Below are 17,689 nucleotides of genomic sequence, written 5' to 3' on the forward strand. Positions count from 1 at the left end.
CATGAACACGACACTGACCCCCGCAGACCTCGATCCCCGTCGGCAGGCCATGCTGCTGTACTTTCAGGGATACCGCGTAGCCCGCATTGCTGAAATGCTGGGCGAAAAAGTTGCAACCGTTCACAGCTGGAAAAAACGCGACAAGTGGGGCGACTATGGGCCGCTGGATCAGATGCAGCTCACCACCGCCGCACGTTACTGCCAGCTCATCATGAAGGAGCAGAAAGAAGGGAAAGACTTCAAGGAAATTGACCTGCTGGCGCGCCAGTCAGAGCGCCACGCCCGGATCGGTAAATTTAACGATGGCGGGAACGAAGCTGACTTAAACCCGAACGTCGCTAACCGTAACAAAGGTCCACGCCGCCAGCCCGAAAAGAATGTCTTCACTGATGAACAGACCGAAAAGCTGGAAGAAATCTTCCGCAACGGCATGTTTGAATATCAGCGCCACTGGTGGCAGGCAGGCGTAAAACACCGCATTCGCAACCTGCTTAAATCACGTCAGATTGGGGCAACATACTTTTTTGCCCGCGAAGCGCTGATTGATGCCATCACCACCGGGCGCAACCAGATCTTCCTCTCAGCCAGTAAGGCGCAGGCGCACGTCTTTAAGCAGTACATCATCGACTTTGCAAAAGAGGTGGATGTTGAGCTGAAAGGCGACCCGATGACGCTCAGCAACGGCGCGTGCCTGTACTTCCTCGGCACCAACGCCCGCACGGCGCAGAGCTACCACGGCAATCTGTACCTGGATGAATATTTCTGGATACCGAAATTCCAGGAGCTGCGCAAGGTTGCCTCCGGTATGGCCATTCACAAGAAATGGCGACAAACCTACTTCTCCACGCCGTCCAGCCTGACCCACAGTGCCTATCCGTTCTGGTCCGGCGCGCTGTTTAACCGGGGCCGTGCCAAAGCGGACAAGGTGGATATTGACCTGACCCACAGCAACCTTGCGCACGGCCTGCTCTGCCCTGACGGACAATACCGCCAGATCGTCACCGTGGAGGATGCGGTGCGCGGCGGCTGTAACCTGTTTGACCTCGACCAGCTGCGCATGGAGTACAGCCCGGACGAATACCAGAACCTGCTGATGTGCGAATTTATTGACGATCTGGCGTCAGTATTCCCGCTCAGCGAGCTGCAGGCGTGCATGGTGGACAGTTGGGAAGTCTGGACCGATTTTCAGGCGCTGGCGCTGCGCCCGTTTGGCTGGCGCGAAGTCTGGATCGGATACGACCCGGCTAAAGGCACGCAGAACGGTGACAGTGCCGGGTGCGTGGTGGTGGCACCGCCAACCGTGCCGGGCGGCAAGTTCCGCATTCTGGAGCGACACCAGTGGCGCGGGATGGACTTCCGCGCCCAGGCTGACGCCATTAAAAAACTGACGCAGCAGTACAACGTGACCTATATCGGCATCGACTCGACCGGCGTCGGTCACGGTGTCTACGAAAACGTGAAAGCGTTCTTTCCTGCCGTGCGGGAGTTTGTCTACAACCCCAACGTCAAAAACGCCCTGGTGCTCAAGGCCTACGACATCATCAGCCACCGCCGTCTGGAGTTTGACGCCGGACACACCGACATTGCGCAGTCCTTTATGGCTATCCGCCGGGCCACCACCGCCAGCGGCAACCGCCCTACCTACGAAGCCAGCCGCAGCGAAGAAGCCAGTCACGCAGATTTGGCCTGGGCAACGATGCACGCACTGTTTAACGAACCGCTACAGGGCGAATCCGCCAATACCAGCAACATTGTGGAGATTTTTTGATGAGTGAACACGACGCCCTGACCAGCACCGCAACAATGCAGGAAGCCGAACAGCAGAAGAATACAACTCACGCCGAAGCGTTCAGCTTTGGCGATCCGATCCCGGTACTGGACCGCCGAGAACTGCTGGACTATGTGGAATGCGTACAGATGGACAGATGGTATGAACCTCCGGTGAGTTTTGACGGACTGGCACGGACCTATCGCGCCGCCGTGCATCACAGCTCACCGATTGCTGTTAAGCGTGACATTCTCAGCAGTACCTACATCCCGCACCGCCTACTCAGCCAACAGGCTTTTGCCCGTTTCGTACAGGATTATCTGGTATTCGGTAACGCCTATCTGGAAAAGCGCACCAACCGGCTTGGCGGCATTCTCTCACTGGAGCCTGCACTGGCGAAGTACACACGCCGCGGCGTGGATCTCGACACCTACTGGTTTGTGCAGTATGGCCTGACCACGCAGCCCTATGAATTTACACAAGGCAACATCTTTCATCTGCTGGAGCCGGATATTAACCAGGAGATTTACGGGCTACCCGGCTATCTCTCCGCCATTCCATCAACCCTGCTCAACGAATCCGCCACGCTGTTCCGCCGGAAGTATTACATCAACGGCAGTCATGCTGGTTTTATCATGTATATGACCGATGCAGCACAGAATCAAGAGGACGTGAACAATATCCGCCAGGCAATGAAAAGCGCCAAAGGACCGGGCAACTTCCGCAACCTGTTTATGTATTCGCCCAACGGTAAAAAGGACGGCATCCAGATCATCCCGTTGTCGGAAGTTGCGGCGAAAGATGAATTTCTGAACATCAAGAACGTCAGCCGCGATGACATGATGGCAGCGCACCGCGTACCACCGCAGATGATGGGGATTATGCCGAGCAATGTCGGGGGGTTTGGTGACGTGGAGAAGGCAAGCAAAGTATTTGTTAGAAATGAGCTAATACCATTACAAAAAAAAATACTGGAACTGAACACTTGGTTAGATGATGATGTAATTAATTTCAACGAGTATATACTTTGATGAAATAGGGGGCTAACGCCCCCTTTTTTTAATCATTTTCTGTTTTGTTTGAAGTTTCATTTACAGGCTGAGTCACTTCCTTATTCAATTGGCGCGTTTGTTCTACTTTACCTTTTCTAGAAAGGCCAGCCCCTTCTAAAACTGAGTCAATTTTATCACCACTATTTGCCAAGAAATTCTTAAAATTTTCCGATGATAACATTTCCATTATAGGCGATGAATGGGTAGCTTCTTCAACAAATCTTAATGGCGGTTCTTCCAGTCGAGTGAGTGCATTACCAAATAACCTTTGGGTAAAATCGCTATCAAGTTGGACAGCTTCTCTTCTATATCCCTCGTAAGCTTTGGATACTGAGGCCTTGAATTCATAATCCTCAGCCAATCTGAATCGCTGACCAATTTGTTTAGTTGCTAACCAAGCAAACCATAATGGTGCCCCAACACTTAAAATGGAGAGTAAAAGTTGAATAGTTAACTTTATACCTGATGAGTCAGGATTTGACAAATATGCTTCGAGAGCGTGTAAACGCGTATAACCAACAGCAGCACCTGCAACCAACGCCCCTATTAGTCCACCCACCCACCAGCGTATGCTCCGGTTTAATTTTTCTGCTTTATCTTGAAATGCCCCAGCCAAACCTTTTGAAGTAGTAGTTCTAAACGCTTCTTCACATTTATTAATATAACCTTGAGCTTCTTCACTTAGAGAGTGTAAATAATCTTTTGCATCTTTGGTTGCATTCTCTTTTAACGCCAAAATTTCCTGTCTGGCCTCATCTACAATTTTGGAACTCTCTTCAGTTTCTTTAAGCATGCCATTAATATTTCTACAATGCTCAACTGCGCTATTATAAACATTTTTAACTTCATCATTCGTTTCACGAAGCATTTTTACTGTTGTCGGTAGATTTTCAGCTGCATCATATGCTTCATTTATAGTTTTAATTTTTTCTTCTATATTACCAGTTTTAGCCTCAATTGCAGACATACCTGAATTATATAATTCTAATCTGCGTAATATTTGCTTTGGCAATAAATTTCTATCTTTCAACCTTTCAAATGAAAAAAGGTCATTAATCCTATAAGATATATATAACATTGAAATAATATAAGATGGTATAGCTGTCTGTTGAACTGCTGCGTTACCATTGTTTATATGATTAATATTTTGCTGCGCATGGTCCAGAGTGTAAATGAGAGCATCAATTACTGCAATATCATCTGAAGATGGTGCAAATTCCTGCATCTGATTAATTCTATCAGATAACATTTTTGGTAGTTCTATAAGATCCTCTTTATGCAAAAAAGGAAATGTGTACGGCCCAAGGTTTATAAAATCCTCTACAGGGAATACAAGACCATTAAGTGTTGTATGTAAATTATCTAGTTTCTCTTTTAATTCAGTTAGTTTTTCGTTCATTCAAAAAATCCTTTATGACGCTATAGAACTTCCAGAGTAATCCGATAAAGATATCATAAGACAAGATTTTGGTATAAACACTCATTGCGCGCGCTCGTATCCCCGCCACGCCTGCCCGCTTTATGTAGTGGTTTTCATGCGCCTGCATGACATAAGCAAAAGCCCGCCAGTTCTGGCGGGCCTCAGTAAAAACGATCCTCAAACGATCATGCAGTTTCATGCGGCATAGTCATGCACTACTCTGTTCCGCATCATCTACAGTCCTTCGCCTGCGGGTTGATGTCTTTTTGCCACCCAGCTTACGGCAGTCTTTTCTGTCTCGCGCTTCATCTTCTTTAAATTTATTGTACGCTTCAGTATCAAAGAACGAGATAGTTTCAACTTCATCTTTTGGGATCAGCACACGAAAATCCTGAATATTCAGGCGCGACATTCCACCAATCACGCCACTTTCAAGATAGTGCTGATGGTAATTAGTCGTGATACTTATCGTGAGATCATCTTTATCACGATAGCCGCTAAGCAGGGGAAGAATTTCAAGATGTTCCGACAACCCATTTTCCAGTGCAGGGCAAGTCACCAGACCTACATAGATTTTGCGTGATGAAAGTGTAGCGATGATAGGAAACTGGCGCGCTGATGCTTCCATGAGCAGTGATTCAAAAGCATTGTTCCCCACGGCCTTTGCCAGTGCATCCCAACGGCGATCACCTTTTGAAGTACGCCGTTTGTTAAGCCAACCGAACAGGGCCGCCAGTACTATTGAAATCACAACCCATGCAATCTGCTTAATTTCATTGATACGCTGGGATTTATCGGTTGTGGTGGATAGCATCCCGTTAAAGCTGTCGGGGGTCAGGTTCAACGCATTGGAAAGCCAGCGAAACCCACCACTGATGTTAAGAGCAAAGGTAAGGAAGCCGCCAGCAAGGAAAAACACGATCCCCCATGCAGCCACAAAAAAATAAGCGTCCCAGCCATTGGAACGCTTATATCTGTATCGTGTTGAAAGTGATAGGTTTACATATAAAAAACCGCTAACCAAAATCACTGCTAAAAGTAATGTTGCCATTATCGGGTTCTGTAATAATGTTTTGCTTTAACAGTGTTCGTTTTGATGCCTTCAAGCTTATCCATCTGTTCTCTGATGGCCTTCATAGCTTCTTCGTTGGACAAATCTACGGACACAAAACCATCTTTACTCAGATTGAGCTTGTCCTGGTTCTCTTTTAGAACCCGTGCCAAACGTTCAACTGGATTACCCAGCCTCAATGCGGCGATATTTGACATAACTCCTCCTTTTTACATGGCGCGGAAGTGTACACTTCGTCACCAACAACCACAACAGCAAATTCCTTATAACTAAGACAACCGTTTTCACTGTTGGTTGTGTTACTTAACTTAAGTTCATTGCGCCTAATCGTGCAAGATGTTTCTGCCTTAACGCGCAGCATTTAGCATATATAGTGCCTCTTATGAGAAGTAGGCACTAACAAAGACAATTTCTAACGCCTCGCGTGGCTCGTTGTTCAACCTTGCGGACGGTAAAAACCAGTTTTATCGTCCGCAACGTTCACTAATGTAACCAGCTGTCGTCCTCCCAGACCTGCTGCATTATTTCCATCACTCGCTTTTTGTCCTCATCCAGTTTTATCCCGCTCAACTCAACACCATTGGCGCTGCCCTTACGGATACGAATTGCTGTTTTGGGATACAGAGGGCGCAAATTACGGTAAAGCTCGGATTCAAGGGCTTCCAGTGTGGACTGGCTAATCTTCTGCTCTTTATCGATCATTATTTCAATGCGCATACAGATTCCCTCTAACTGGTAACGTCCATTGACCGGCTGTATTCATGGCTGCGAATTTTCGCCATCAACTCGTCTGTCAGTTCTGACACCCACTGGATAGCCAGCCGCTTTTCTTCGTCGCTGCACTCACTAGCCGCTACAAGCTTGATAAAAAAATCAATACGCTGGAGCTTCAATGACTCCAAAAGATAGTCCTGCATCTTCCCTCCTATCATTACACGGACATACAACATCTGTATATATATCCACTGTTTATATAAACAGTATAGTAGGAACGGAAAAATGTAAAACTGTTTTTTGTCAGTTAATTGGATGCACTGACGCCAGTCAATAAAGCACGAAATGTTAAACAGCAGTCTTAGTACCACTGCCGCCATTTATCATCTTCCTGCAGCCGCTGGTTTCGGTAAAAAATTCGCATCCCAGCTCCAGATGGAATACTGCCGCCACGCAAAAGCAAATCAATCTCCGATGCACTACCTTCAAACCCTCTGGCAGTCAGTTCTGCCTGAAGCTGCAGGCGCTGCTGCTCCGAAATACGCTGTTTGTATGCTTTTTTCCGCTTCGGTTTTACCAGTCTCAACCTGGCTGTCAGCTCTCGCCGTTCCTTCTGGCCCATGTTGTGGAGATATTCCTGCAGCTCCTTCTCATCCATGGTTTTAATATCAGGTAAATCACCCCCTGATTTGTTCAGATTTTCAACAGGGGGACAGTTATTGCCACGAGTCCAAGGGGCGCAAGCGCCCCGGTCGGCTGCCGCCTCCTGAACGTCAACGGCCTTGCGAACCTTTTTCCACTTCACCGCGTGCGTGCAAATCTTGCCCTCTACAATCGGGGACCAGATGCCATAGATACGGATACCGTGATCGCCGTAGGCGCTCGGTTCGTCGTTAAGCTCATAAGCCGTGCGGACAAGGTGATGCTTGCGGGGCACCAGTACACCGCCCTGCTTCATGATGTAGGTGGCAAAGCAACCCGCATCTGCAGCTGCCAGTACCGCATCCAGACGCGGGTTATCCAGTACCGGCGCACCCGCTTTGCGTTCACCCTGCACTCTCGCCGCCTGACCAGCAAGCAAGCGCAGCTCGCGGTATGCCTGACGCCCCGGAATACCAAAGAAACGGAACTGCTGAACACGGTGCAGTGACGCCCAGGCGGTGACATGCTCGGCACTGTCACGCAGTGATTTGCCGGTTTCTTTGCTGATTTCTTTAGCCAGCCCGCGCCCGTCGATGTTCTTGCTGATGTATTTGGCGATGTAGCTGGTCGGTGTACCCTTGCGCGGGTTGATTAGCTCGGACTTGAAGCGCGGCCCGGTATTGGTGCCCAGCTCCTCGCGGTCTTCACGAATGGCAAACTTGCGCAGCATCGCAGTGATGGAACGGCGGTCTTTTTTGCGCATGAAGCACAGAAGATGCCAGTGCACGGTGCCGTCATGGTGCGGCTCTGCCACGCGGACGCCATACCAGCGCAGACCCGCCTTGTGCATTGCCTTGCGGAAAGCAGCGAACGTATCAACCAGATAGTCACTGCTCTGCCGGACAGTGGCGCTGGTCCACTTCGGATTAGGTCTGCCGTTGTTGAGGGTTGCGTGGAAGCGTGACGGGCAGGTGATGGTATAGAACACTGCGCAGTCTCCGCGCATTTCCGCGATCAGCTCCAGCCCTTTGACGCAGGCCATCATTTCATTACGGCGGTGCGCCGGGTTGCTGTTGCTGGCGTTCACCACATCTTCCATATCCAGCGTGTCACCGTCTTCGTTGACCAGCTCATGCGAGCGGAAGAACTCCAGCGATTTTCGGCGCTGCTCGCGTTTGTGTATCACGGCTTCATAGCTGACATACGGGGACGCTTTCTTGTTGACTAGGCAGACGGCGCGCAGTTGTTCCTCCCGCCACTCACAGCGCATCTGCCACAATTTGCGATACCACCAGTCCGCGCACAGCATGCGCGCCAGCGACGGCGGGATAAGCTCATAAGGCACCGGCTTGCAGCGGCGCTTTTTGCGGCGCAACTTATCAAAGGCAGGCGGGATAACCTCAAGGCGCATGGCTTCTGCAGCAACCCTTTCCCATGCCTGGCGGATTTCTTCTGGTTTTACATCTTCAGCAACAAACAGATCACCACAGGTAGCATAAAGGCACATGCTCATATGTGCCGCAACCAGCGTGGACAGACGTTTGACCTGATCCTGACTCATTTCAGGCAGTACCAGTAACCCCTCCAGCCCGTCCTGGCTCGCCATGAACCGGAAAGACGCAGACACCTGGCTGTCACGCATGCGCTCCAGCCGCTCAAGACACGGTCTGATTGTTTCGCGCAGATAGCGGGAATAAGCTTTAGCCCTGCCCAGGCTATGGAAGTATTTAATCCGCTCCAGCAGAGGCTTGCTGATATGGGCAGGCATGGCGTTTACATCGGCAATAATCACCAAATCGGGATTAACGCGCTGCTGTTCGCGGGCCATTTTTGCATGGCTAATCAGCTGATCCTGCTCTATTTCACGCTGGACAGGATCGCGGGATTCATTGAAGAAATAACGTTCCCAAACCTTATCACTCAGCGCCGCACGCCGCAGATGCTCCTGCTCGTTATCCGCAGCGTACAGAGTGATGAGGTTTGAAAGCGCAGACTCCGGCGCTACTTCCGCCGGTTCCAGATACGGGTTAACCGCCTTTTTTGGGGTATTCCATGGAAAGGCCACGGCGGCCTCATTCGAGCCGCCGGTGGTTTGTGCATGATGTGATGTGAATTTACTCACTGCCACGCCCGCACCTCAGTTTCCACCGAGACATCAGGACCAGAGGCCAAATCAACACCAAACCAACATGCTGATTTTGTGGCGATAATTTCTACTGCAGTTTTACCATCACCGGCTGATACGCCCATGCTGCGCTTAGCGGTTATACGATGGCGGGTAAAATCACGATAAAGCGAACGGATCAGAGACGTATCGCTGTTGGACACGATAACCGTATGGCCTTCTGATGACCGGCGTTCAAGAATAGACGCCAGATGGTACTGATCATCCTCTGTAAAACCAGCGGTGTGATATCCGTTAAACGTGCCGTCATATGGTGGATCACAATAAACCACATCACCCGTCTGCAGAAGTGCCAGCGTTTCGTCATAACTGGCGCAGATAAACGTCGCGCGTTTTGCTTTTTCTGCAAATGCACGTATTTCGTTTTCAGGGAAGTACGGTTTTTTATAATTACCGTAAGGAACATTAAAATAACCGTTCAAGTTATAGCGACACAGTCCGCGATAACCATAGCGATTTAAATATAAGAAATACAATGCGCGTTCAATTGCGCCACCATGGCGCAAGTTAAACTCCTGTCTCGTCTTATAATATGCCTCTGAATCATTACGGGCTTCAAAAAGGTATCGGCCCTCTTTGATGAAGTATTCAACATCATTCTTAATCACCTGATAAAGATTAATCAGGTCTGGATTAATATCCGCGACAAGATGATGAGGATAGTCTGTCGCCATCATCACAGCACAGGAACCCGCAAAAGGTTCAACCAATCGCGGGCCCGCAGGAAGGTGTTTAATCAGTTCCGGCATTATTGCGGTTTTATTTCCCGCCCATTTCAGGATAGTGCTCATACAGCACCGCCTACGTAATGTTTGCCTTTCAGCTCCGCAATCTCCTGACAAGTGACACAGCACTGCACACCCGGAATAGCGCGGCGACGTTCTGGCGGGATCGGTGCATCACAATCAATGCAAAGCACACGGGAAACGCCCAGCGTTCTGTTGCGGGCGGTGTGGATGTGGCGCTGACGTTCTTCTTCAACGCGCTGCTGTACAAGGTCCATTGAATCAGCCATCAGTGGATCTCCTGCGCTTCGTTCTGAATGTTTTCAGCCGCAATACGCAGCAGCTCCGCCGCTTCAACGTGATTAAGCTGGCGTGACGTGATATGGCAAGCCAGGCTATCAAGACGGGCTGCCATTACCGCAGCACGTGCACGGCGTTCTTCCATGCGCGCATCAGTCAGCATCTGGTTAAGGCCAGCATCATCTGGTCCTGTTTTGGTGATTCGGGTTTCAATATTTCGCATTGTTGTTTCTCCTGAATTTGGGCAATAAGATGCCCGGCGGGTTTACGCCTTTAATTTCGGTTGTGAATTAGTTCGGCATGGCTAGCCGATTTGGAAATAAACTCACAACTGTACGGAAATGGTTCATTGCTTTAATCAGCTCCCGCTTTTCGTCAGTCGTCAGCTCACTAACATTGACGCTATGACGTTCCGCCGGAATCTTTGCCATAAAGAATATTGCGGCTAGTGCGCGTTTATTCTGCTCATGGTTAATATCCCGTTGGTCCCGCATATCGCTAATAAAGCGCTCCAGTTCTGAATCAATATTTAAGCCAAACACTTTCGCCCTTAATTCCGCGATGTGATTTAACCCATTAAGACGGAGGCCAGCGCTTAGCGGAACAGTCGCAGCATCGCCTTCAATAGCCATGGTTTCCCCTGCTTTTTAGTGGACAGCTCAGCCAGCAGCGCATCCTGAGAGCGGCACGGGTGCCAGCGCTTGCCATCCTTCCCCATAATCCAGCCATGACCGCAGTGCATTGCAGGACTTTGCTTAACGAGCAGTGATGCAAAAGATGGTTCTTTAGTCAGCATAACCACCTCAGATCAGACCGAACGAAGCGCCCAGGCCCGTCACGGTATCTACTGCGTTTGCCATCGCCGGATTCGCCTGCAAACGCGCATGCAATGAAACTGCAGTGAGTGCCATAAGGCGCGTAACAGAGTTGATGCTATTGATCACATCGCGGCGGCCTGCACTGGTTTTCACATCACCGGATACTGCGCCTGCAGCTACACGCCCAATCTCCGCAGTTGCACTCATGACGTAATGCGGTAGGTTCTCTTTTGCCACTTCATTCAATGGCACGCACGGCAGGCAATGGATTTGAGCCAGAAAACCGTCAACCAGCGTTGAGTCTTCTGTGATATCAGTCAGCAGCCAGATCTCCGGCGGCGTAAGTTGATGCGGTTGCTCCGGGTTCAGCTTATTGCGCAGCGTCTGGACATTCATTCCTGCGCGTTCTGCCAGCTTCGCCATGTTGTGACGCAACGCGAAAGCCCGGCAGGCCTCGTCAAAGTGTGGATGTTTAGAAATGCGATAGTCAAACATAGTCAAATGCTCCGCTATATCTCAGAATGGAACTAATTAATGGTTACATTGCAATCTGAGAGCGCATCTACGGTCAGTGCGACAATGTTAATCATCACTTTCTCTCGCTTCTTGTCCTTACGCAGACGGTGGCGAGGCAAACGACCATCAGCAAGCATGTCGTTAATGGTGTCTACAGGCAGTCCTGTTAGCTCGCTGTAGCGTTCAATTGTGACGTGGGGTGTATTCAGAGTGATTGAAATGTTAGGGGTCATGATGCAACATCTCCTATTGGCTTGTGGTGAGCCGGTAGTAATCGTGATAAGTACCCAAATGGGAACAAAACTGATACTAGGATCGCATAAGAGATATGTCAACATCAAAGTACCCAAATGAGATCAAAATAAATCCCAATCAGGGTGGTAAGGCTGCGATTGAAAGATTGGTAGAAGCTTATGGATTTACAACGCGGCAGGCTTTAGCTGATCACTTAGAAGTGTCAAAAAGCACCTTAGCTAACAGATATATGCGGGATACCTTTCCTGCAGACTGGATAATCCAATGCGCTATTGAAACAGGGATTTCACTCCATTGGTTAACTACCGGGAAAGGTCCTAAGCAAATATTTCAAAAAGCATGTACTGAAGAGATCGCAAAGTTCCGCCTTGCTGCAGGAAAAATGGTTGAAGATGGCTCATACGTTTTTGACTCGTCATTCCTTCCACACGGTCTCTCATCTCCGATTGCTGTTCTTGATGGCTCAAACACCTATATTTGCGAGCAGACATTTACTGATGTGCTGGATGGTCACTGGTTGATCGATATTGATGGAACCTATTCAGTAAGATTAATTACAAGGCTACCAAAAGGCATGATTAAAGTTTCTACTACTGAAAATAGTTTTGAATGTGCTTTTTCTGATATAGAAGTGATTGCCAAGGTAAGAAGCACAACTGTTTCACATTGATTAAGTAAAAGGATTTAGAAATGGATTTATTTCTTATTGTAGTTTTCTTGTTAGCTATACTAGCTCCTATCCTTGCTGTCATTTTATTCAAGAAGAGCAAAAGACACAAAGCAGAGATTGATACTCTTACCGTTAGCAATGTAGCTCTTTCGAATCAATTGAGTGAAAGTCAAGAAAACTTAGCCCAAGCTATACGTGATTACTCAGAGTTGGAAGGTAGAGCAGCTCCATTATGGCAATATGAAGAGTTGCATAATGCTGTGTTAGATGCTGAGAAAAAGATAAAAACAGCTGATGCAGAAGCAAAAGATAAAATTAACGAAGCTCAAACTGCAGCAAATAAAATTATCATCGAAGCAAACAATCAAGCCCGCTTAACAATAAGCAATGCAAATAGTGAAGCGGTATCCATAACAAAAGATGCTCGAGAGACTCGATTAAAAGCAAAAGAACGATTAGATAATGCAAATAGCAAAGCAAATGAATTAATATCAAATGCCAATGATAATGCCATGAAGATAATTTCAGATGCAGAAATTAGGGCAAAAGAAATTGCAGGCTCTGCATACGAAGCAAAAGAATTTGCTGAAACCTATCAGGCGGTAGCCAAGTCCATGAAAAATAAAATTGATGGGTATGGTGATGAATGGATAGTTCCAAACCGTAGCGTACTAGATGAACTAGCAGACAATTATGAATTTACCGACGCGGGCAAGGAGCTTCAAAAAGCCAGAGAGTTAACTAAATCTCTTATCAAAACCGGTAAGGCAGCAAGCTGTGACTACGTTGAGACTAACAGACGAAATACTGCAGTTAATTTTGTACTGGATGCTTTTAATGGAAAAGTTGATAGTGTCCTCTCTAAAATCAAGCACAACAATTTCGGGAAGCTTTCTCAAGAGATTAAGGATGCTTTTCAACTGGTGAACTATAACGGTTCAGCTTTTAGATCTGCTCAGATTACCGATATCTACCTTCAATCCCGCCTAAATGAACTAAAATGGGGTGTTGCGGTAAATGAAATTATGCTTGAAGAAAAGGAGGAGCAAAGACGAATTAAAGAACAATTACGCGAAGAAGAAAAAGCGCGCAGGGAGTATGAAAAAGCAATAAAAGAAGCAGAAAAAGAAGAGAAAGCAATTCAACAGGCTATTGATAAAGCGACCAAAGAATTAATGCTCGCAGGCGAAGAGCAACGCTTAGTCCTTGAGCAAAAACTAGCTGAACTGCAAGCTAAATATGAAGAAGCTGAAGCCAAAAACCAACGAGCTATTTCCATGGCGCAACAAACACGCTCAGGTCATGTTTACGTAATTAGTAACATCGGGTCCTTCGGCGAAGACGTATACAAAATCGGCATGACACGCCGTCTTGAACCATTGGATCGTGTACGTGAACTTGGTGATGCTAGTGTTCCATTCTCATTCGATGTACATGCAATGATTTACAGTGAAGACGCACCATCATTAGAAAATCACCTGCACAAAGTGTTCAATGACAAGCAATTGAACAAAGTTAACTCCCGTAAAGAATTTTTCAATGTTGGCATTAAGGATATTAAATCCACGATTGATAGTATGAACATCAATGCACATTGGACAATATTTGCTGAAGCTAAAGAATACAGAGAATCTTTAGCCATCGAAAATGAACGCAATTTAGTTACCAAAGAAAATGAAGAACTAATAGTTGCGTAGCATGTATGATTTACGTTAATCATACATTGATTACTGTTTAAATATACAGTTAAATTTAGCCCTCAGATATGAGGGCTTTTTTATGACTGTACGAAAACTCAACACTGGAAAATGGATTTGTGAATGCTATCCTGCGGGCCGCAGCGGACGCCGCGTACGTAAACAATTCGCCACTAAAGGTGAAGCGTTAGCATTTGAACGGCACACAATGGAGGAAACTGAAGCTAAGCCCTGGCTGGGTGAATCGGTAGATCGCCGAACTCTGAAAGACGTAGTTGAACTCTGGTTCAAACTGCACGGCAAATCCCTGACTGCTGGTGAGCATGTTTACGACAAGTTGGTCCTGATGGTCGATGCACTCGGAAACCCTCTCGCTACTGATCTCAACTCGAAATTATTCGCTCATTACCGCGACAAACGCCTGACGGGTGAAATCTACTTTAGCGAGAAGTGGAAGAAAGGTGCCAGCCCAGTCACTATCAATCTGGAGCAAAGTTATCTGAGTGGTGTTTTTAGCGAGTTGGCCCGACTCGGTGAATGGACAGCACCAAACCCTTTGGAAAACATGCGCAAGTTCACCATATCGGAAAAGGAAATGGCCTGGCTGACGCATGAACAAATCACAGAACTTCTGAATGACTGCCAACGCCAAAGCGCCCTTCTCGCTCTGGTCGTTAAAATCTGTCTGAGTACCGGAGCACGCTGGCGCGAAGCTGTGAACCTCACACGCTCCCAGGTAACTAAGTACCGCATTACTTTCGTCAGGACCAAAGGCAAAAAGAACCGCAGCATACCGATCAGCAAAGAGCTGTATGAGGAAATAATAACCTTGGATGGTTTCAAGTTCTTTACTGACTGCTACTTCCAGTTTTTATCTGTGATGGAGAAAACCTCTATTGTACTTCCACGCGGACAGCTTACCCACGTTCTGCGTCATACGTTCGCAGCACACTTTATGATGTCTGGTGGAAACATTCTTGCCCTCCAGAAAATCCTAGGCCACCACGATATAAAAATGACCATGCGCTATGCTCATCTGGCCCCCGACCACCTTGAAACGGCCCTTCGCTTTAACCCGTTGGCAACATTGCCAAGTGGCGACAATGTGGCGGCAGCGGTTGGCAATGCCCCGTAATCGCCACATTTTACCACCAAACTAACTTATTAATTATCTTACAAGTTATTGTTTTTACTAACCCATTTACATAAATGGGTTTTTTGTTGCCTGAAATTCAAACCCATCTAACGAATGACTGTTACTGTACTGCCTCAGGGGAGTCATAGCCCAATCTGTACGATCAGTTGGTCCATATTTGCTGACATTTGTCGACTTCTCTCTCTGCGAGCGCCACGAGGCAACGATTCCCGCGCAAATTTTGCAGCACGTATTGCATTGTTTCTTTAGTTGGATGCTTGGGCCTAATTTTAAAGATCTCTACATAGATTCTTTTTAGGTGTTGTGTCCTCTTATGTCGTTGTATAGTCTTTCGTACATAAATATAAAAGTGACTCAGGACAGTTTGATGACTTTCAGTAACGAAACTATTTTGGCTTGCCAGATCACAGCAGCAATTTTTATGGGGTGGGATTACTTCATGCCTAAGTCTCATAGAAAACTTCTAAACAGGAAGTTAAGAGAGTATTTTTCAGGTGTGCAGAGTAATGTTGATAACGATATCGGGAAGACTGTTGAATACATTATCGTTGGTATAAGACCTATCCTGCTATCATTATCAATGGTTGTCATCGGCGTAATCCTAATGCGTATTGGCATCAAAAAACCTATTCTATCCCCTTGGTTTTTATTACTTTTAAATCTAGGAGCTTTAACAATTTTTTGTATCGGCTTTAATTATCTTTTAGGTGTATTTGTAAAAATCATTACCCCTCTGGGCTTAGGCGGTATATTCAGAATCACCACAACTTTCCTGTTAAATACTGAAAAAGGACCAGTGGCAGGTGTAGGTTTTCTAGCCTTAGTTATCTCATTCATCATGAGATACTTTAATTTAAAATAGTTATATCAGGATTCTGTAGTATAAATTCTAAGTTCAGCTATCTGAGACTAAATTTGCAGCATGCCGGTTATGGCACATACTTTACTCTGTGCTAAATGGTGATGGGGTTGCTATGTTACTCTCAGGCAAAGTCGCAGTGATCTTCGGTGGCAGCGGCGCGATTGGTCGTGCAGTTGCACATACTATGGCGCGCGAAGGCGCCCATGCGTATCTGGGCGCGCGCCGTCAGGAAAAGCTGGATTGGGCGGCCAGTATTATCCGAACAGCAGGCGGTACCGTCGATACCTTTATCACCGATGTACTCGACGAACACGACGCATCAAAACAAATTACTCAACTTGCGCAGCAAACCGGTGGAATAGATGTGGTAGTTAACGCGACCGGCTTTATGCATGAACAGGGCAAGCGCATCGATGCATTATCCCTCTCTGAGTTTATGAGCGGTATCACCCCTTTTCTTGCGGCGCAGTTCAATATCGCAAAAGCCGTAACGCCGCACATGGGCGGCAATCGAGCGGGCGTTATTCTCACCATCGTTGCGCCCGCAGCCCCGATGGCGATGCCCGGGCATCTCGGCCATATCGTCGGCTGTGCAGGAACTGAGGCTTTTATTAAGGCGCTCGCCAGCGAGACAGGACCAATAAACATTCGTGTCGTCGGCGTGCGCTCGCATGCGATTGTGGATGCTGTAGCGGCAGGCTCCTATACCGGAGAAATTTTCACCGCTAAAGCACAGTCAATGGGGTTAACCGTCGATCAATGGTTAGGGGGGGCGGCGCAAAGTACTATGCTCGCGCGCCTGCCTACGCTTGCACAAATCGCTGAGGTTACAACCTTTCTCGCTTCAGACCATGCCAGCGCCATGACCGCCACAGTGGTGAATATTACCGGGGGCGCCACCGTAAGCTAATTTACCCGCTTTTCACGCCATGCGCTGCTATCGATTACTGGCAGCAGCGTGGCTATACGCCCAATATCAGTTTTCGCAGCAACTCTTTTGAAGCAATAAGAAGTCTGGTTGCAAAAGGCAGAGGGATAACCATTTTATCCGACCTGGTGTATCGCCCGTGGTCACTGGATGGTCTGCGCGTCATGCACAGAACGATTGATGATTTTATTACTTATATGGATGTCGGGACGGTAAAAATAGCCGCCCGACCGTTGACGCCAGAGGCGGTAAAAGTCATTGATTTTTTACGTCAGGCCGTTACCCGCCTCGACAAACCATTTTGAGGATTTTATCTTTGCGGCAATTCGGCAATACGCTCCACCATCATCAGAATATCTTCTCGCTGCAGCGGTTTTTTATCCGTGACAAAATGCAGCGTCATTCCTTCAATAAACGCATCCAGCGCCCGCGCCGTAACCGGATCAAACCACTGCTCTAACGTTTGTTGGCTGCGTAGCATCCAGTTCTGCATCACCGTTTTCAACGCTGGATTACGGCTGGCGAAAGCATACAGCTGATACATAAGCTCCATATTATCAGGCGTTGTGACCTGGGAGCCGTAAATCATATCGGTAATCGCATGGCAGGCCGCCTGCGCATCAGCAACGTCGGCAAAAAAATCCTGGTACTGCTGAGACATAGTATGCGTAAAACAGCTGAATGCCTCCAACAGCAGATCATCTATTCCTGCAAAATAATAGGTCATTGAGCCCAGTGGCACCTCGGCAATCATAGCGATTTTACGGTGTGTAACCCCATGAATACCATGGATTACTATCGCCTTAAGGGTGGCCTGAACTATTTTTTCCCGCCGCTGCGGATCGTTTGCACGTCGCACTGCATTTCCTCTTCTTGCATTTGTGTACAAATGTACACAACCTTGCTAAT

At 47.6% G+C, this 17,689-nt stretch carries 23 protein-coding genes; 8 read left to right on the plus strand and 15 right to left on the minus strand.

The features are described from left to right. Position 1: 1 nt before the first annotated feature. On the plus strand, positions 2–1,768 hold the full coding sequence (locus OGX99_RS23535; RefSeq protein ID WP_286545272.1) for a terminase ATPase subunit family protein: 1,767 nt from the start codon (positions 2–4) through the stop codon (positions 1,766–1,768). Beyond that, complete coding sequence (locus OGX99_RS23540) at positions 1,768–2,799, plus strand: phage portal protein (protein ID WP_286545274.1); 1,032 nt, start codon at positions 1,768–1,770, stop codon at positions 2,797–2,799. Before OGX99_RS23535 ends, OGX99_RS23540 begins: the two co-directional genes overlap by 1 nt. Before the next feature lie 28 nt (positions 2,800–2,827). Here the strand turns inward: OGX99_RS23540 and OGX99_RS23545 are convergent, their stop codons facing one another. The 14 genes from OGX99_RS23545 to OGX99_RS23610 form a co-directional block, all read right to left on the minus strand. Further along, on the minus strand, positions 2,828–4,219 hold the full coding sequence (locus tag OGX99_RS23545) for a hypothetical protein (protein ID WP_286545276.1): 1,392 nt from the start codon (positions 4,217–4,219) through the stop codon (positions 2,828–2,830). Further along, a complete protein-coding gene (locus OGX99_RS23550) occupies positions 4,200–4,439 on the minus strand; it encodes a hypothetical protein (protein WP_286545278.1) in 240 nt (79 codons plus the stop codon). Before OGX99_RS23550 ends, OGX99_RS23545 begins: the two co-directional genes overlap by 20 nt. A 9-nt stretch (positions 4,440–4,448) precedes the next feature. After that, a complete protein-coding gene (locus OGX99_RS23555) occupies positions 4,449–5,291 on the minus strand; it encodes a DUF2207 domain-containing protein (protein WP_048232612.1) in 843 nt (280 codons plus the stop codon). Beyond that, positions 5,291–5,509, minus strand: a complete 219-nt coding sequence (locus OGX99_RS23560; RefSeq protein WP_048232614.1) for a hypothetical protein — start codon at positions 5,507–5,509, stop codon at positions 5,291–5,293. Before OGX99_RS23560 ends, OGX99_RS23555 begins: the two co-directional genes overlap by 1 nt. Positions 5,510–5,795: 286 nt before the next feature. Continuing rightward, positions 5,796–6,029, minus strand: a complete 234-nt coding sequence (locus tag OGX99_RS23565) for a DinI family protein (protein ID WP_286545283.1) — start codon at positions 6,027–6,029, stop codon at positions 5,796–5,798. 11 nt (positions 6,030–6,040) lie between these two features. Continuing rightward, positions 6,041–6,229 (minus strand): hypothetical protein, encoded by a 189-nt coding sequence (locus OGX99_RS23570; protein WP_001154444.1) that lies wholly within the window; start codon positions 6,227–6,229, stop codon positions 6,041–6,043. 158 nt (positions 6,230–6,387) lie between these two features. Continuing rightward, positions 6,388–8,796 carry a replication endonuclease gene (locus tag OGX99_RS23575; protein WP_286545285.1) on the minus strand — a complete coding sequence of 803 codons (2,409 nt, stop codon included), beginning with the start codon at positions 8,794–8,796 and terminating at the stop codon, positions 6,388–6,390. Continuing rightward, entirely contained in the window at positions 8,787–9,644 is an 858-nt protein-coding gene (locus OGX99_RS23580; protein WP_286545287.1) for a DNA adenine methylase, read from the minus strand. The genes OGX99_RS23575 and OGX99_RS23580 overlap by 10 nt, the downstream gene beginning before the upstream one ends. Then, complete coding sequence (locus OGX99_RS23585; protein ID WP_286545289.1) at positions 9,641–9,868, minus strand: TraR/DksA family transcriptional regulator; 228 nt, start codon at positions 9,866–9,868, stop codon at positions 9,641–9,643. The genes OGX99_RS23580 and OGX99_RS23585 overlap by 4 nt, the downstream gene beginning before the upstream one ends. Further along, positions 9,868–10,101, minus strand: a complete 234-nt coding sequence (locus tag OGX99_RS23590; RefSeq protein ID WP_076009140.1) for a DUF2732 family protein — start codon at positions 10,099–10,101, stop codon at positions 9,868–9,870. The genes OGX99_RS23585 and OGX99_RS23590 overlap by 1 nt, the downstream gene beginning before the upstream one ends. A gap of 67 nt (positions 10,102–10,168) precedes the next feature. Then, a complete protein-coding gene (locus tag OGX99_RS23595) occupies positions 10,169–10,510 on the minus strand; it encodes a DUF5347 family protein (RefSeq protein WP_000963480.1) in 342 nt (113 codons plus the stop codon). Then, positions 10,474–10,674 (minus strand): phage filamentation protein Fil family protein, encoded by a 201-nt coding sequence (locus OGX99_RS23600; protein WP_000956168.1) that lies wholly within the window; start codon positions 10,672–10,674, stop codon positions 10,474–10,476. Before OGX99_RS23600 ends, OGX99_RS23595 begins: the two co-directional genes overlap by 37 nt. Before the next feature lie 7 nt (positions 10,675–10,681). After that, on the minus strand, positions 10,682–11,191 hold the full coding sequence (locus OGX99_RS23605) for a phage regulatory CII family protein (RefSeq protein WP_286545291.1): 510 nt from the start codon (positions 11,189–11,191) through the stop codon (positions 10,682–10,684). 32 nt (positions 11,192–11,223) lie between these two features. Then, complete coding sequence (locus tag OGX99_RS23610; protein ID WP_012016743.1) at positions 11,224–11,445, minus strand: MerR family transcriptional regulator; 222 nt, start codon at positions 11,443–11,445, stop codon at positions 11,224–11,226. 95 nt (positions 11,446–11,540) lie between these two features. On the opposite strand from OGX99_RS23610, the gene OGX99_RS23615 reads away from it, so the two are divergent. The 6 genes from OGX99_RS23615 (at position 11,541) to OGX99_RS23640 (ending at position 17,085) form a co-directional block, all read left to right on the plus strand. Beyond that, the gene (locus tag OGX99_RS23615; protein ID WP_275383197.1) at positions 11,541–12,137 is read left to right on the plus strand and encodes a phage repressor protein CI; all 597 of its coding nucleotides are present in this window, start codon (positions 11,541–11,543) and stop codon (positions 12,135–12,137) included. Positions 12,138–12,157: 20 nt separating this feature from the next. Beyond that, positions 12,158–13,834 (plus strand): SNIPE associated domain-containing protein, encoded by a 1,677-nt coding sequence (locus tag OGX99_RS23620; protein ID WP_286545298.1) that lies wholly within the window; start codon positions 12,158–12,160, stop codon positions 13,832–13,834. An 82-nt stretch (positions 13,835–13,916) separates the two neighbouring features. Beyond that, a complete protein-coding gene (locus OGX99_RS23625; RefSeq protein WP_286545300.1) occupies positions 13,917–14,969 on the plus strand; it encodes a phage integrase in 1,053 nt (350 codons plus the stop codon). A gap of 388 nt (positions 14,970–15,357) precedes the next feature. Further along, positions 15,358–15,852, plus strand: coding sequence for a hypothetical protein (locus OGX99_RS23630; RefSeq protein WP_286545302.1), 495 nt, complete (start codon positions 15,358–15,360; stop codon positions 15,850–15,852). 112 nt (positions 15,853–15,964) lie between these two features. Further along, entirely contained in the window at positions 15,965–16,762 is a 798-nt protein-coding gene (locus OGX99_RS23635; protein WP_286545304.1) for an SDR family NAD(P)-dependent oxidoreductase, read from the plus strand. A gap of 29 nt (positions 16,763–16,791) precedes the next feature. Further along, complete coding sequence (locus OGX99_RS23640) at positions 16,792–17,085, plus strand: LysR substrate-binding domain-containing protein (protein ID WP_286545349.1); 294 nt, start codon at positions 16,792–16,794, stop codon at positions 17,083–17,085. Between the two features lie 5 nt (positions 17,086–17,090). Here OGX99_RS23640 and OGX99_RS23645 read toward each other — a convergent pair whose 3' ends face one another. Then, on the minus strand, positions 17,091–17,639 hold the full coding sequence (locus tag OGX99_RS23645) for a TetR/AcrR family transcriptional regulator (RefSeq protein WP_032936378.1): 549 nt from the start codon (positions 17,637–17,639) through the stop codon (positions 17,091–17,093). Positions 17,640–17,689 lie beyond the last annotated feature (50 nt).

This window comes from Citrobacter sp. Cu096, assembly GCF_030332285.1.
GTDB lineage: Bacteria > Pseudomonadota > Gammaproteobacteria > Enterobacterales > Enterobacteriaceae > Citrobacter > Citrobacter meridianamericanus.